Source organism: Actinosynnema sp. NPDC059335, from assembly GCF_042752395.1.
Classification (GTDB): Bacteria; Actinomycetota; Actinomycetes; order Mycobacteriales; family Pseudonocardiaceae; genus Actinosynnema.
In genome coordinates this window covers 1-14,413 of sequence record NZ_JBHYXZ010000034.1, presented here as the reverse complement: position 1 = coordinate 14,413, position 14,413 = coordinate 1, and the positions used below count along the sequence as shown (strand labels likewise).

The following is a 14,413-nucleotide window of genomic DNA, read 5'->3' as shown; positions in this document are numbered from 1 at the left end:
CGGGCCCTTGTTCGCGCACGACCCCGCCCTCCCCGCAACAGGGGTATTCGCATTTCCCGATGGGGGGGCCCCCGCCCGGTGTCGGGGGGCCGCACCCATCCGGCGCGACTACGGCGTCCGGCCCGTCAGCGCCACCACCCGGTCGATCAGCGGCGCGTCCGCCGGCACCCGCACCTCCGGCCCGAACAGCCCCATCGACCGCGCGGTCGGCGCGGTCCGCACCAGGTCGGCGTGGACGAACTCCAGCAGACCGCCGTCCCACGTCGGCGCCTGGCCGGTGGCCCGCGCCAGGTCCCAGGTGTGCACGACGACCTCGCCGAGCACCATCGCGCCGACGACCTCGGCGGGCATCGGGTCGGGGCCGCCGAGCGACGTCGTGCCGGTCCACGCCGACGGCTCGCCCCACGCGGCGGACCGGGCGCGCAGGCCGGCGGCCAGGTCGGCGGCCCAGTCGCCCGCGGTGAGGTCGACGTCGGCCTCCGACGCGGCCGGCGGCGGCACGGTCTCCTTGCGCGCTGCGCCGTCCAGGGACGGACCCCAGAACAGCAGGTGGTTCACGAGCTTGCGGACGTCGAACTCGGTGCACGGCGTCGGCGCGTCGAGCTGGTCGGGCCCGATGTTCCCGACGACCTCCAACGCGGTCGCCACGGCTTTGTCGATCAACTGCTCACGGGACATGCGGGACACCGTAGGAACCGCCCGCCGCGGCTGTATTGAACGAACGCGACATACGCTCGGCGACGTGACCAGGGACGAGCGGGAGCTGGCGTGGCGGCGGCACCAGCGCCACGAGTTCCACCCGCCCTCGCCCGACCTGGCCGCCCACGTCGCCCGCTACTGGGTGGTCGAGTGGCGTTACGACCGGCCGTACCGGCAGCTGATCGTGCCCTACCCGAACGTCCACCTGACGTTCCACGCGGACGGGGCCGTGCTGAGCGGGGTGTCCAGCGGGCACGTGGTCAAGGAGCTGGACGGCGAGGGCCGGGTCTTCGGCGTCGCCTTCCACCCGGGCGCGTTCCGGCCGTTCCTGCGCGCCCCGGTCCAGTCCATCACCGACCGGACGCTGCCCGCCTCCGCCGTCTTCGCCGACCTGCCCGAGCACGCCGACCTCGCCGCCGTGGAGGACGCGCTGCGCCGCCGGTTGCCCGAACCGGACCCGCGGGCGCGGCAGGCGGTGGAGGTGGTCGACCGGATCGCCCGCGACCCCCTGATCACCCGCGTCGACGTGCTGGCGCGCGAGGTCGGCGGCAGCGTCCGGGGCCTGCAGCGGCTGTTCGCCGAGCACGTCGGCGTCGGCCCGAAGTGGGTGATCCGCCGCTACCGCCTGCGCGAGGCCACCGAGCGGATGGCGGCGGGCGGCCGGATCGACTGGGCGGCGCTGGCCGCCGACCTGGGCTACGCCGACCAGCCGCACTTCGTCCGCGACTTCACCGCCATGTTCGGCGAGACGCCCACCCGGTACGCCGAGCGCTATCCGGGCACTCCCTCCGCCGACCGGCGCTGAGCCGATCGCAGTCACCCATAGGGCTGATCGCTCTAGCGGACGGACCCCGGTCGGTGCTCCGATCGACGGCACTCGCTGTCGACCAAGGTAGGGAGCGCGCCATGAACGACCTCGACGCCCAGCGTCCGTCGCCCCAACCGCAACAGGAGCAGGAGGAGCCCGTGGAACGGCAGAAGCCTGAGGTCCGCAAGCCTCTCACCGGTCTGGAGTGGCTGGTGCGCCAAGCCCAACGCCGCCGCGAGGAACGACCGTCGGGCCCGGCGCGGTGACCGCCCGCCGCTAGTCCGGCACCTCGCGCTGGAACGCCGCCCACAGCAGGTTCAACGGGTGGTCGGCCGGGAACTTCGCCCGCTCCTCCTTGCGGGCGAAGACCCCGACCAGGCGCTCCAGCTGCGGCTTGCGGTCGTTGGTCAGCTCGACCACCCGCAGCCCGGACCCCTCCCGCAGCTCGTTGTTCGCGGCCACCACGCCCAGGCCCGACGTGACGATCATGCAGCCCTCGACGAGCCCGGACCTCAGCAGCGACATGCCGTACTGGATCTCGTCGATTTCCGCCGCTATGTCCAGTTCGTTCCGATAGTCCGGTCCGAACCACCCGCGCAGGAATTCCGCGATCAACCCGTCGCCGGGCACGACGAGGGGCAGCTTCGGCAACTCCCCGGTGCCGACGCTCGTGCCCAGCCGGCTCTCCGGCAGGTTCGTGAGCAGCGCCAACCCGCCCCGCCGCCACTCGATCACGTCGAACTCCTCGAACCCGCTGTTGCGACCCGCGTGCGTCACCACGCTCCCGCACACGATGTCGACCTCCTTGGACTCGAGGCTCGTCCAGATGTCCTTCGTGCGGATGTGCACGACCTTCAGCTCCACGTCCCGCCTGCGGAAGTCGTCCGCCACGTGGTGCCACGCCTTGGCCAGCGAGTCCAGCATGAACCGGGTCGTGCCCACGGTGAGCGTGGTGCCGAGCCTGCGCCGGCACTCGTGAATCGAATCCAGCCACTCGGTCAACGTGGTACGTGCCAATTCAACCAACGCCTCGCCGGTCGGCGTGATCAGCACGTCCTTTCCCCGGCCCTGCTTGACGACCAGCGGCTCGCCGCACAACGACTTGAAGTTGCGGTTCAACGTGTCGATCTGCTTCTGCACGCTGGACTGCTCCCGCCCGAGCACCCGCGCCGCGCGCAGCGCCGACCGCGTCTCGTGCACCGCGATCAAGGTCCTGAGCTGGTCCAACGTGGTGTCCATCAGCAGGGGCGAGGTGTGCAGGAGCCTGCTGAGCTGGTTGCCCGCGGGCAGTCGCAGTTGGGCCGAGGTCGACATGCAGGGCCTCTCGGGTCGGGGCGTGATGTTCTACCGATTAGTTGTACTGAACTTGACCACAGTTCGTGCTGAAATTATCCGAAGATCTTGATGGATTTCCCTGGACAGGTATACGCGATCCGTAAGAGACTTCTGCCGCAACCAGGTGCGTGTTCACGTGGGAGCAATCAGGGGGGTATTGGGGGGTTGGGGGGGCGGCGGGGGGGGGGGGGCGGGGGGGGCCCCCCCCCCCCCCCCCCCCACGTATTAACCTCACCCCCGTGACGGTTTCCACCCTGGACTGGGGCACGAAGTACCGGGTCACCGTGCTCGACCTCGGCCTCGCCTGCTGCGGCGTCGAGGTCATGGCCGCGCTCGAGGGCCACCGGCCCGAACACCTGGCCGCGCTGGGCGTCGACCCGGTGCGCTCGGCGGGCGAGGCCCACGTGCTCGTCGTCTCCGGCACGGTCACCGACGTCATGCTGCCCGCGGTGATCGCGAGCTACCAGGAGATGCCGGAACCCCGTTATGTGATCTCCGTCGGCGCGTGCAGCAACACCGGCGGCCCGTACTGGGACTCCTACAGCGTCACCAAGGGCATCGACCAGGCCCTGCCGGTGCACGTCGCCGTCCCGGGGTGCCCGCCACGACCCGAGGCGCTGCTCGACGGCCTCGCCGCGCTGCACCGGCTGGTGTCGTGAGCGCCGCCGCCGAGGCCCTGGCCTCCCGCATCCCCGACGCCCTGGTCAAGACGGCGTTCGGCCAGACGACCGCGCACGTGCCGCTGCCCGGCTGGCTCGCCGCCGCCCGGCACGCCCGCGACGAGCTGGGCTGCACGCAGTTCGACTGGCTCGGCGTCGAGGACGCCGGCCGGCCCGGCGCGGTCGGGCAGCGCCACGCCGTGCTGCTGCACGTGCTGGACCCCGGCACCAAGGACGGCGTGCTGCTGCGCACCGAACTGGGCCCGGACGACGCGCTGCCCAGCGTCGCCCCGCTCTGGGCGGGCGCGGCGTGGCACGAGCGCGAGGCCGCGGAGATGTTCGGCATCGCCCTCGCCGACGGCGAGCCGGCCCACCTGCTGCTCCCCGACAGCTTCAGCGGCCATCCGCTGCGCAAGGACTTCGTGCTGGCCTCCCGCGTGGTGCGCCCGTGGCCCGGCCGGCTCGAACCGGGCGAGGACGGCACGTCCGCGCCCAGCCGCAGGCGGGCCGCGCCGCCCGGCGTGCCGGACCCGTCGTGGGGACCGCGCCGCGAACCCGACCGGACGGAGGAGGACCGTGGCTGACCTGCCCCCGCGCACCCGCGGCGTCATCGCGCTGCTGGAGGCCAACTGCACGGTGTGCATGATCTGCGCCCGCGAGTGCCCCGACTGGTGCATCCACATCGACTCGCACACCGAGGTCGAGGAGCAGCCGGGGGACGCGGGCCCCGGCCGCGCCCGGCCGCGGGCGCGCAACGTGCTCGACCGGTTCGCCATCGACTACGGGCAGTGCCTGTACTGCGGCATCTGCGTCGAGGCGTGCCCGTTCGACGCCCTGCACTGGGCCCCGGACTTCTCCTACCCCGGCACGGGCGGCCCGGACGGGGACGGCGCGGTCGCCGAGCTGGTCCAGGAACGCGACGTGCTGGCCACCTGGGTCGCGCACGTGCCGCCACCGCCGCCGCTGGACGCCGGCGCCGAACCCGCCCCGGAGACCACCGCCACACGCCCGGCACGTCCCGGTACCGGAACCCCGCGCCGACCGGGCGCGTTGAGGGAGAGGACGTAGACCAGCCGGAGGCCCAGCGTGCACAAGCACTACAACGCGTTGAAGACCGCGTTGCTGCTCGCTGCGATGAGCGTGTTGATCGTGGCGATCAGCTCGCTGTTCGGGCGCACCGCCCTGGTCGTCGGGCTGCTGCTGGCCCTGGGCGTCAACGGCTACGCGTACTTCAACTCGGACAAGCTCGCGCTGCGCGCCATGCGCGCCCGGCCGGTGTCCGAGGTGGAGCAGCCCGCGCTGTACCGGATCGTCCGCGAGCTGGCCCGGAACGCGCGCCAGCCCATGCCGCGCCTGTACCTCAGCCCCACCATCGCGCCGAACGCGTTCGCCACCGGCCGCAACCCGCGCAACGCCGCCGTCTGCTGCACGACCGGCATCCTCGACCTGCTGGACGAGCGCGAGCTGCGCGCCGTGCTCGGGCACGAGCTGTCGCACGTCTACCACCGCGACATCCTGATCTCGTGCGTGGCGGGCGCGCTGGCGAGCGTGGTCAGCGCCCTGGCGAACCTGGCCGTCTTCGCGAGCGTCTTCGGCGGCGACGACGAGGACCGGCCCAACCCGTTCGCGATGCTGCTCATCGCGGTGCTCGGCCCCATCGCGGCGGGCATCGTGCGGATGGCCGTCAGCCGGTCCCGCGAGTACCAGGCCGACCAGTCCGGCGCGGAGCTGTCCGGCGACCCGCTGGCGCTGGCCTCGGCGCTGCGCAAGATCGACGCGGGCACCCAGGCCGCGCCGCTGGCCCCGGAGCCCGCCGTGGTCGCCCAGTCGCACCTGCTGATCGCGAGCCCGTTCCGGGCGGGGGAGAACCTGGCCAGGCTGTTCGCCACGCACCCGCCGATCGCCGACCGGGTGCGCCGGCTGGAGGACCTGGCCCGCCGGCACTGAGCCCGGCGGCGGTCAGGCCCCCGCTTCGCGCGCCAGCCGCACCACGTACTCGCCGTAGGCCGAGTTCGGCATGGCCTGGCCCAGCGCGAGGCACTGGTCGGCGGTGATGTACCCCATCCGCAGGGCGATCTCCTCCAGGCAGGCGAAGCGGATGCCCTGGCGGTGCTCCAGCACCTGCACGAACTGGCCGGCTTCGAGCATCGCGTCGTTCGTGCCGGTGTCCAGCCACGCGAAGCCGCGGCCGAGGTCGACCAGCTTGGCGCGGCCCTGCCGCAGGTAGGTCAGGTTGACGTCGGTGATCTCCAGCTCGCCCCGGGCCGACGGCGTCAGCCCCTGCGCGATCTTCACCACGTCATTGGAGTAGAGGTAGAGGCCGGTGATGGCGGTGTTCGACTTCGGCTCGGCCGGCTTCTCCTCGATCGAGACCAGCCGCCCGTCCCGGTCGACCTCGCCGACGCCGTAGCGCTGCGGGTCGCGGACGGGGTAGCCGAACAGGACGCAGCCGTCGACGTCCCGCACCTCCGACTGGAGCGTGCGGGAGAAGCCCTGGCCGTAGAAGATGTTGTCGCCCAGGATGAGGGCCACCTGGTCGTCGCCGATGAAGTCCGCGCCGATGACGAACGCCTCGGCCAGCCCGTTCGGCTGCGGCTGCTCGGCGTACTCGAAGCGGATGCCGAACTGCGAGCCGTCGCCCAGCAGCCGGCGGAACATCGGCAGGTCGTCGGGCGTGGAGATGACCAGGATCTCGCGGATGCCGGCCAGCATGAGCACCGAGATCGGGTAGTAGATCATCGGCTTGTCGTAGACGGGCAGCATCTGCTTCGACACCGCGTGCGTGATCGGGTGCAGCCGCGTGCCCGCGCCGCCTGCCAGGACAATGCCCTTCATCGGTCCTCTTCGCTGTAGTTCGGGTGTCGCCCGACCGGGCGCCGACGCGCGCCGACGGCGACCGGCTCGTCCTGACACCGGGCCACCCACGATGTCGGGCCCCGGTTGGCCGCCGTTACCGCCGGCGGCCCCTCACCGACTCCACCACGGCCCCGGCGATCACCGCAACGCGTAGTGATCGAGCACCCAGGCCGTGAACTCCGCCGGCGTGCGGCCCTCGTCGTCGGCCGGATCGTGACGTTCGTCACCGACCTGCGGTCACGCCCGACCGTCGCCACCCGCTGCTCCAGGGCGTGCGGGGGTCGCCACGCCGGCGCAGCCGTGCACGCACCGTGCCCGGGTCGGCTTCGAGGTGGGCGATCGCCGGCCGCCACGGCGGCCACAGGAGCGCCGGCGCGGACACGTCGGTCGGCAGCGTGCGGAGGTGGTCGACGGCTTCGCGGAAGTCCTGCCACGCGGCGACGCGTGCGGCGGGTCGACCACCCGCCCCGGGCACGCCCGGGGCCGGACGTCGCGAGGACGCTACCCGGCCCGGTCGGGCGGCGGACGGCGGTCAGAGCGGCGGCACGTGGTCGTCGTCACACGGCGCGAGGGGTCACCGGTAGTTGGTGAACTGCAGTGCGATGCCGAAGTCGGAGTTCTTCAGCAGCGCGATGACGTCCTGCAGGTGGTCCTTCTTCTTGCCGGAGATGCGCAGCTGGTCGCCCTGGATCTGGGCCTGCACGCCCTTCGGGCCCTCGTCACGGACCTTCTTCGCGATCTCCTTGGCCTTCTCGCTCGAGATGCCCTGGACGATCGTGCCGGTCACCTTGAACACCTTGCCCGACGGGGTCGGGTCGCCGATCTCGAAGGCCTTCATCGAGATGCCGCGCTTGACCAGCTTCTCCTGGAAGACGTCGATCGCCGCCCGGCACCGCTCCTCGGTCTCGGACTGGAAGGTGATCGCCTCCTCGCCGGCCCAGGACACCTGGGTGCCCGTGCCGCGGAAGTCGAACCGGGTGCTCAGCTCCTTGGCGGCCTGGTTGAGCGCGTTGTCGACCTCCTGGCGGTCGACCTTGCTCACCACGTCGAACGACGGGTCTGCCACGTGCTCGCTACCTCCGCGTAGGTGGGGTCCGGAACTGCCCGGGAGCCTACCGGGGAACCCGGTTGCACACGTCCCCGCGGGCTTATGTATTGTCTCCACCGCACCCGGCACCACCGGGGGCGGGGCGGGTTGCCCGAGCGGCCAATGGGAGCGGACTGTAAATCCGTCGCGAAAGCTACAGAGGTTCGAATCCTCTACCCGCCACAACAGCGAGGACCCCTGCTTGCGGAATGCGCGAGCAGGGGTCCTCGCTTTTTGTCGTCCGCAGGCGCGCCCCCTCGCAGCCCCGTCGAGCGTGCGGGGGGCGTGAGGTGTGGGCTCGGCACGGGTGAGGCCGGCGCGCAAGCGCTTCCTCTCGCTTGCGTGCCGGCCTCGAGTGCAGCATAACCCATATCGAACGCTTGTTCGAGGGTTAAGCGATCGCGGCGCGCCCGGCTTCGGTCAGTTCCGCGTCCGTGCGCTCGTCCAGACCCACCACGCGTCGCGCCCGCAGCAGACCCGCGTGCACCAGGTCGTGCGTGACCATCTGGTCGCAGCACGGCAACCCGTCCACGTACAGGTCCGGCTCACGGCCCCCCGACAGCTCGGCCCGGCCGGCGGCGACGGCGCGCAGCATGGCCTTCGCCCGCCCGGACAGCTCCCTCGCAACGCTCATGGCGACCCCCTCGCCCGTCCTTCTCATGACCCGCTTCCTTGTCGTGTAGGAGGTCTGGACCTGTCCGTGGAGTACCCCGCCGGGGCAAGTTCACCCGGCCGGCGGTAGCCGTTCGGCTACTCCACCCGGTCGAGCGCCCACGTCGAGGCTCAGCGGGCGGGCGACAGAGGGCCGAGGCGTCAGCGGGCGGGGCGGCGTTGCCAGGTCGTCCACAGCGGGCGGTAGCCGTGCGAGTACCAGAACGGGGTCGACAGCGGGTTCGGCAGGGCGTGGTGCAGCAGCGTCACGCCGACGCCCGCCTCGTCCAGCCGCCGGTGCGCGTGGTCGGCCAGGGCCGCGCCGACGCCACCGCCCCGCACGTCCTCCCGCACGCCCAGCTGCCCGAGGTACGCCACCGGCCGCACCGACGTCCGCCCGGCGATCCAGTCCGAGTGCCCCGGCAGGTCGTAGTACAGGAACCCGACGACCTCGCCGTCGCGCACCGCCAGCCACCCGCACGGCTCCGGCCGCCCCAGCAGCCCGGCGATGTGCTCGCGCAGCCGCTCGCGGCTGGACGGGCGGGCGTTGACCATCCCGAACCGGCTGTCGAACCGCACCGTCTCCAGGTTCAGCGCCACCGCCACGTCGAGGTCCGCCGGCGTCAACGGCCGGATCGCCACCCCCGCGCCGCCGTCGCGCCCGCGTCCGGGCAGCCGGGCCGCGGTCACCAGCAGCGGCGCGAAGCCGTGCGCCGCCAGCACGCCCGCGGCCTCGACGGCCCGGCTCGGCACGGTCACCAGCGCGGCCGTGTCGTGGTCGCCCGCGCCGCTCAGCGGCCACTCCCGCAGCAGCCGCCCCAGGTCGGCCCCCGGGTGCCAGCGCAACGAGTGCGTGCGCAACGCGCCCCAGGTGGCGTCCAGGCTGTCCTCGGGCACCTCGGCGAACGAGTACGGGTCGTCGACGGGCGCGATGTCGGGGAGCAGCGGGTCCACACCTGTCAGCTAACCGGTTCCGGACGTACATTGCCCACCGTGGAGATCTACGTGGTCGACGCCTTCACCGACCGCGCCTTCGCGGGCAACCCGGCGGGCGTCGTGCTGCTGGACGGCCCGGCGGACGAGCGCTGGATGCAGTCCGTCGCCGCGGAGATGAAGCACGCCGAGACCGCGTTCGTGCGGGTCGATCACGAGGACGGCCCGCTGCCCCTGCGCTGGTTCACCCCGGTCGCCGAGGTGGACCTGTGCGGCCACGCCACCCTGGCCACCGCGCACGTGCTCGGCGGCGACCGCGCCTTCACCACCCGCAGCGGCGTGCTCACCTGCACGGCCGACGACGGCTGGGTGGAGATGGACTTCCCGGCCGACCCGGCGGAGCCGATCGAGGTCACCACGCCGCTGCGCGCGGGCCTGCCCGGGGTGACGGTGCGCGCGGTGGCCCAGGCCGTGTCCGACGTCCTCGTGGAGGCGGACTCGGCCGACGAGGTCCGCGACCTGCGCCCGGACTTCGCCGCGCTGGCCGAGGTGCCCGGCCGCGGCGTGATCGTCACCGCACCGGGCGACCGGCCCGGCCTGGACGTGGTGAGCCGGTGCTTCTACCCGTCCTACGGAGTCCCGGAGGATCCCGTAACCGGTTCCGCGCACTGCACGCTCGCCTCCTGGTGGGCGCCCCGGCTCGGCCGCCCGAACCTGCTGGCCGAGCAGGCGTCGGCCCGCGGCGGGCTGGTCCGGGCCACCCTCGACCAAGATCGCGTACGGCTCGCCGGACAGGCCGTGACGGTGATCCAGGGCCGACTGATCGTGTGAGTCACCCGGCGACTTCCGGTGGCATTCCGCTACACGACCTGCCATTTCGTCCCCCGACCGGGGTACATTGGCAGCCTTGGAGGGGTCCTGGTCGGTCTTCGGGACCCCTCAGTCACGCCCGGAGCCCGTAGGCCGCGACCCGGCCCACCGCGACGACGGCCGACGAGGAGGCTCGATGTCCGACCACGCGTCGGCCACGGCGCCCAGCGCGCCGACCCGGTCCACGAACCGCGCCTTCAGCGTGTTCGCGGTCCTGCTCCTCGTCGCGGGTGCGCTGTCGGCCTACCTCGTCGGCAAGTGGCTGCCCGACACCGAACCGGACGTCCGCCTGCTGTGGACCGGTCCGCTGCTCGTGGTCGGCTTCCTGCTCGCCGAGCAACTGGCCATCAACGTCGACGTGCGCAGCGGGGTGGCCTGGACCATCTCGTTCACCGAGATCCCGCTCGTGCTCGGCCTGCTGGTCGCGCCGTTCGAGATCGTGCTCGCCGCGCACGTGGTCGCGGGCGTCGGCACGCTGCTCGGCCGCCGCGTGCTCGACCGCGCCGTCTACAACGCGGGCCTGATGTTCATGGAGATCTCGGTGGCCTTCGCGGTCGCCGAGCTGGTCAACCGGCTCCTCGGCGCGGGCGGCCCGTTCTGGGCGGGCGCGTTCGTCGGCACCATCGCGGTGCCGCTGCTGGCCAGCGTGCTCGGCCTGACCGCGCTGCGGATCATGGGCAAGGGCATGCGGGTCGCGCCGAGCCTGCGCCTGGTCGCGCAGACCCTCGTGGTGGCGCTGCTGAACACCTCCGCGGGCCTGGCCGGCTACGAGATCGCCGACAAGGCGCCGTGGGGCGGCCTGCTCATCGGCCTGGTGTTCCTCGGCATCACCGCCATCTACCTCGCCTACTCCGGGCTGCTGCGCGAGCAGCGCGACCTGGAGGCGCTCAGCGAGGTCTCGCTGCGCGTGGCCCGCTCCGGCCGCCACGCCACCGGCCCGCACGGCTCCGCGCCGGACGAGGACGACGGCTGCGGCGAGGACGACGACTGGCAGGCCATCGCCGAACGCATCCGCGAACAGCTCAACGCCAACCGCGTCGTGCTCCGGCTGCGCACCGACCCGCAGACGCCGATGCGCACGCTGGTCGCGGGCGAGCCGCTGCCCCAGGGCATGCGCCGCGACGACCCGCGCGTGCTGCGCGACGACGCCATGCTCCAGCTGCCCGGCGCGCAGGTGCGGTACTTCCGCAGCTCGGAGGCGGGCGAGGAGGTCGCCGAGGCCCTGACCCGCCGGGACGCGCAGGAAGCCCTGGTCGTGCCGCTGCGCGGGGCGACCCAGCTCCTCGGCGCGATCGAGGTGCACGACCGGCTCAGCCGGTGGCGCGGCTTCGGCAAGGCCGACATCCAGCTCCTGCGCACGCTCGCGAGCCACCTGTCCACCGCGGTGGACAACCGCCGCCTGCTCGCCCGGCTGCGCCACGACGCCTACCACGACCCGCTGACCGGCCTGCTCAACCGGCCGGGCTTCCGCGAGGCCGCGAACGGGCCGATGGCCGAGGCCGACACGGCCGTCGTGGTCCGCATCGACCTGGACGTGCTGTCCACCGTCTCCGACGCGCTCGGCCAGGCGTGGGGCAACCGGATGGTCGTCGCCGCCGGCCGCCGGCTGCGCGACGAGCTGGGGCCCGAGGTGCCGCTGGCCCGGCTGGAGGGCGGCGCGTTCGCCGCGCTGCTGCTGGACCGGCAGGCCGAGCAGATCCAGGAGATCGCCGAACGGCTGCGCGCCGCCCTGTCCGTGCCCTACCCGGTCGACCGGCTCACCGTGGAGGCGGGCGCGGTCGTCGGCTGGGTCACCACCGCCGACTGCGACGTCGAGGACCCCGACCCGGACGCGCTGCTGCAACGCGCCGACGTGGCGGTCCGGGCCACCAGCGACAACGAGCCGCTGCGCCAGTACGCGCCCAGCATGGGCCAGATCTTCCTGCGCCGGTTCCAGCTCGTCACCCAGTTCCGGTCCGCCCTGGAGAACGGCCAGATCTCCGTGCACTACCAGCCGAAGGTCGCCCTGCCGAGCCGCCAGGTGGTCGGCGCGGAGGCGCTGGTGCGCTGGAAGCACCCCGAGTTCGGCCGCGTGGACCCGGACGAGTTCGTGCCCGCCGTCGAGGCGACCGGGCTCGTCGACGTGCTCACCGACTTCGTCATGGACACCGCGCTGGCGCGGGTGCGCCTCTGGATCGACCGCGGGCTGCGGATGTCGATCGCGGTCAACCTGTCCGTGCGCACGCTGGCCGACGAGGAGTTCCCGGACCGGGTGGCGGCGGCGCTGAAGCGCCACGAGGTGCCGCCCGAGCTGCTGACCTTCGAGCTGACCGAGTCCGGCGTGATGGCCGACCCGGAACGCGCGCTACCCGTGCTGCGGCGGCTGCACCAGATGGGCGTCGTGCTCGCCGTGGACGACTTCGGCACCGGCTACTCGTCGCTGGCCTACCTGCGGCAGCTCCCGGTGGACGAGGTGAAGATCGACAAGAGCTTCGTCCTCGGCATGGGCACCGACCTCGGCGACATGGCCGTGGTCCGCTCGATCGTCGAGCTGGGCCACTCGCTGGGGCTCACCGTGGTCGCCGAGGGCGTCGAGGACGACGCCGCCCGCGACCAGCTCGTCGGCATGGGCTGCGACGTGGCGCAGGGCTACCTGATCTCCCGGCCGCTGTCCGAGGACCGCTTCGAGGCGTGGCTGCGGGCCCGAACGGTGCAGGTGAGGGGAGCCCGGGATGAGACGGTGCTCACCTTGGTGCACTGAAGGGCACCCCCGATTTCCATCCCGAGGCGGCCCTGTTGTAGAGTTCTCCTCGCTGCAAGAGCAACAGCAAGCCCCTTTAGCTCAGTCGGCAGAGCGTCTCCATGGTAAGGAGAAGGTCTACGGTTCGATTCCGTAAAGGGGCTCAACAACTGGCCGCGGTGCTCGTGCATCGCGGCTGCGTTGTCTCAGCGGTGTAGCTCAGTTGGTAGAGCAAGCGGCTCATAATCGCTGTGTCGCCGGTTCAAGTCCGGCCACCGCTACGCGAGTGGGTGAGGTGTGCCTGCGGAGTGCGCAGGCCCTCTCGCTCCGCATCACACCGGGGGCGCGGCCCCCGGACCCCGCCCAGGGGGGGCGAAGCCCCCCTGGACCCCCCGGTGGTTGACCTTGGTGGGTCAGGTGCCGGTGGATACAGGGCGTGGGTGGGAATGTTCCGACCGGTGGGTACCGTTGGTTCCGCTGGATCCCCGCCGTGGTGGTAAGCCCGCCGCGGTCGCCCTGCCGGGCCGGGGCACACGAGCTCTAGAAAGGCAAGGACCGTGGCTGCAACCGACGTACGCCCCAAGATCACCCTCGCGTGCGAGGAGTGCAAGCACCGGAACTACATCACCAGGAAGAACCGGCGCAACGACCCGGACCGCCTGGAGATCAAGAAGTTCTGCCCGAACTGCAAGACGCACCGCGCCCACAAGGAAACCCGCTGAGCCGGTAGCCAGACCTCACGACGAGGCCCGTCCCCGCGTTCGGGGGCGGGCCTCGTCGCGTTATAACCTGCTCGTCGTGCCTCTCGACCAGTCCTACGTCGGACGTTCCTACCCGCCGTCACCGCCCTACGAGGTCGGCCGCGAGAAGATCCGCGAGTTCGCCGAAGCCCTCGGCGAGACCAGCCCGCTGCACCGCGACCCCGAGGCCGCCCGCGCGGCCGGGTACCGCGACGTCATCGCGCCGCCCACGTTCGCGATCATCGTGTCGATGAAGGTGAACGACCTCCTGATCGAGGACCGGGAGCTGGGCCTGGACTACAGCCGCGTGGTGCACGGCGACCAGGCGTTCGTCCACCACCGCCCCATCGTCGCGGGCGACCGCCTGACCACGTCGCTGCACGTGGACGGCATCACCACGCGCATGGGCAACGACATGCTGGCGCTGCGGGCCGAGGTCACCACGGAGGACGGCGAGCCCGTCACGACCGGCCGGTGCACGCTCATCGTGCGGGGGGAGGGCGCGTGATCCGCGCATCGGAGGTCTCCGTCGGCGACGAGCTGCCGCCGCTGTCGCTGCGCATCACCCGCGCCGACCTGGTCCGGTACGCGGGCGCGTCCGGCGACTTCAACCCGATCCACTGGAACGAGCGGTTCGCCACCGAGGTCGGCCTGCCCGGCGTCATCGCGCACGGGATGCTCACCATGGGCCTCGCCGCGCGCATCGTCACTGACTGGACGGGCGACCCCGGCGCGGTCGTGGAGTACGGCGTGCGGTTCGGCCGGCCCGTCCCGGTGCCCGACGACGGCAAGGGCGCGCTCGTGGAGGTCACCGCGAAGGTCACCAAGGCCCTGGACGACGGGACGTTCAAGGTCAACGTGACGGCGTCGTTCGAGGGCAAGTCGGTGCTCGGCGGCGCGTCCGCGCGCGTCCGGCTGCGCCCCTAGAAGTCGCACAGCGCGCTCGTGTGCGCGCCGGGGGGGGGGGGGGCCCCCCCCCCCCCCGCCGGCCCCCCCCCCCCGCCCCCCCCCGCCCCCCCCCCCCCGCCCCCCGGGGGCCTGTGCGCCGCGCGCGGC

The 14,413-nt window shown here is 72.6% G+C and carries 17 protein-coding genes and 3 tRNA genes; 14 read left to right on the top strand and 6 right to left on the bottom strand.

All coding sequences use genetic code 11. The features are described 5' to 3' along the window. Positions 1 to 108 precede the first annotated feature (108 nt). Positions 109 to 678, bottom strand: a complete 570-nt coding sequence (locus tag ACFXGA_RS13355; RefSeq protein ID WP_378087434.1) for a TIGR03086 family metal-binding protein — start codon at positions 676 to 678, stop codon at positions 109 to 111. A gap of 64 nt (positions 679 to 742) precedes the next feature. Between ACFXGA_RS13355 and ACFXGA_RS13350 the strand changes: the two genes are divergently transcribed. Further along, entirely contained in the window at positions 743 to 1,504 is a 762-nt protein-coding gene (locus ACFXGA_RS13350) for a DUF6597 domain-containing transcriptional factor (protein ID WP_378087432.1), read from the top strand. Positions 1,505 to 1,605: 101 nt separating this feature from the next. Beyond that, positions 1,606 to 1,773, top strand: a complete 168-nt coding sequence (locus ACFXGA_RS13345) for a hypothetical protein (protein WP_378087430.1) — start codon at positions 1,606 to 1,608, stop codon at positions 1,771 to 1,773. Positions 1,774 to 1,783: 10 nt separating this feature from the next. Here ACFXGA_RS13345 and ACFXGA_RS13340 read toward each other — a convergent pair whose 3' ends face one another. After that, a complete protein-coding gene (locus tag ACFXGA_RS13340) occupies positions 1,784 to 2,821 on the bottom strand; it encodes a LysR family transcriptional regulator (protein ID WP_378087427.1) in 1,038 nt (345 codons plus the stop codon). 260 nt (positions 2,822 to 3,081) lie between these two features. Between ACFXGA_RS13340 and ACFXGA_RS13335 the strand changes: the two genes are divergently transcribed. From ACFXGA_RS13335 to htpX, 4 genes are read left to right on the top strand one after another with little or no spacing between them, the layout of a single operon-like run. Then, positions 3,082 to 3,501 carry an NADH-quinone oxidoreductase subunit B gene (locus ACFXGA_RS13335; protein ID WP_378087426.1) on the top strand — a complete coding sequence of 140 codons (420 nt, stop codon included), beginning with the start codon at positions 3,082 to 3,084 and terminating at the stop codon, positions 3,499 to 3,501. Further along, on the top strand, positions 3,498 to 4,085 hold the full coding sequence (locus ACFXGA_RS13330) for an NADH-quinone oxidoreductase subunit C (RefSeq protein ID WP_378087424.1): 588 nt from the start codon (positions 3,498 to 3,500) through the stop codon (positions 4,083 to 4,085). Before ACFXGA_RS13335 ends, ACFXGA_RS13330 begins: the two co-directional genes overlap by 4 nt. Then, positions 4,078 to 4,569, top strand: coding sequence for a 4Fe-4S binding protein (locus ACFXGA_RS13325; RefSeq protein ID WP_378087422.1), 492 nt, complete (start codon positions 4,078 to 4,080; stop codon positions 4,567 to 4,569). Before ACFXGA_RS13330 ends, ACFXGA_RS13325 begins: the two co-directional genes overlap by 8 nt. Before the next feature lie 18 nt (positions 4,570 to 4,587). After that, a complete protein-coding gene (gene htpX, locus ACFXGA_RS13320; RefSeq protein WP_378087420.1) occupies positions 4,588 to 5,448 on the top strand; it encodes a zinc metalloprotease HtpX in 861 nt (286 codons plus the stop codon). A 12-nt stretch (positions 5,449 to 5,460) separates the two neighbouring features. Here the strand turns inward: htpX and rfbA are convergent, their stop codons facing one another. Both rfbA and ACFXGA_RS13310 read right to left on the bottom strand, forming a co-directional pair. Continuing rightward, complete coding sequence (gene rfbA, locus ACFXGA_RS13315; RefSeq protein WP_378087418.1) at positions 5,461 to 6,336, bottom strand: glucose-1-phosphate thymidylyltransferase RfbA; 876 nt, start codon at positions 6,334 to 6,336, stop codon at positions 5,461 to 5,463. A gap of 595 nt (positions 6,337 to 6,931) precedes the next feature. After that, positions 6,932 to 7,423 carry a YajQ family cyclic di-GMP-binding protein gene (locus tag ACFXGA_RS13310; RefSeq protein WP_378087416.1) on the bottom strand — a complete coding sequence of 164 codons (492 nt, stop codon included), beginning with the start codon at positions 7,421 to 7,423 and terminating at the stop codon, positions 6,932 to 6,934. Positions 7,424 to 7,546: 123 nt separating this feature from the next. Here ACFXGA_RS13310 and ACFXGA_RS13305 point away from each other — a divergent pair. Continuing rightward, positions 7,547 to 7,627, top strand: a tRNA-Tyr gene (locus tag ACFXGA_RS13305). A 208-nt stretch (positions 7,628 to 7,835) separates the two neighbouring features. Here ACFXGA_RS13305 and ACFXGA_RS13300 read toward each other — a convergent pair. Continuing rightward, the gene (locus ACFXGA_RS13300; RefSeq protein ID WP_378087414.1) at positions 7,836 to 8,078 is read right to left on the bottom strand and encodes a hypothetical protein; all 243 of its coding nucleotides are present in this window, start codon (positions 8,076 to 8,078) and stop codon (positions 7,836 to 7,838) included. Positions 8,079 to 8,257: 179 nt separating this feature from the next. Continuing rightward, entirely contained in the window at positions 8,258 to 9,049 is a 792-nt protein-coding gene (locus ACFXGA_RS13295) for a GNAT family N-acetyltransferase (RefSeq protein WP_378087412.1), read from the bottom strand. Positions 9,050 to 9,088: 39 nt separating this feature from the next. Between ACFXGA_RS13295 and ACFXGA_RS13290 the strand changes: the two genes are divergently transcribed. The 7 genes from ACFXGA_RS13290 to ACFXGA_RS13260 all read left to right on the top strand — a co-directional run bounded on the left by ACFXGA_RS13290 (position 9,089) and on the right by ACFXGA_RS13260 (position 14,284). Then, complete coding sequence (locus tag ACFXGA_RS13290; protein WP_378087410.1) at positions 9,089 to 9,859, top strand: PhzF family phenazine biosynthesis protein; 771 nt, start codon at positions 9,089 to 9,091, stop codon at positions 9,857 to 9,859. A gap of 175 nt (positions 9,860 to 10,034) precedes the next feature. Further along, entirely contained in the window at positions 10,035 to 12,638 is a 2,604-nt protein-coding gene (locus tag ACFXGA_RS13285; RefSeq protein ID WP_378087408.1) for a putative bifunctional diguanylate cyclase/phosphodiesterase, read from the top strand. Positions 12,639 to 12,708: 70 nt separating this feature from the next. After that, positions 12,709 to 12,781 (top strand) — tRNA-Thr (locus ACFXGA_RS13280). Positions 12,782 to 12,825: 44 nt separating this feature from the next. After that, positions 12,826 to 12,898: transfer RNA gene (locus ACFXGA_RS13275), tRNA-Met, on the top strand. A gap of 276 nt (positions 12,899 to 13,174) precedes the next feature. Beyond that, positions 13,175 to 13,339 (top strand): 50S ribosomal protein L33, encoded by a 165-nt coding sequence (rpmG, locus tag ACFXGA_RS13270; protein WP_015105301.1) that lies wholly within the window; start codon positions 13,175 to 13,177, stop codon positions 13,337 to 13,339. 76 nt (positions 13,340 to 13,415) lie between these two features. Then, positions 13,416 to 13,865, top strand: a complete 450-nt coding sequence (locus ACFXGA_RS13265; RefSeq protein WP_378087405.1) for a MaoC family dehydratase N-terminal domain-containing protein — start codon at positions 13,416 to 13,418, stop codon at positions 13,863 to 13,865. Then, positions 13,862 to 14,284: a MaoC family dehydratase gene (locus ACFXGA_RS13260; RefSeq protein WP_378087404.1), complete on the top strand. Its 423-nt coding sequence runs from the start codon at positions 13,862 to 13,864 to the stop codon at positions 14,282 to 14,284. The genes ACFXGA_RS13265 and ACFXGA_RS13260 overlap by 4 nt, the downstream gene beginning before the upstream one ends. The last annotated feature ends 129 nt before the right edge of the window (positions 14,285 to 14,413 follow it).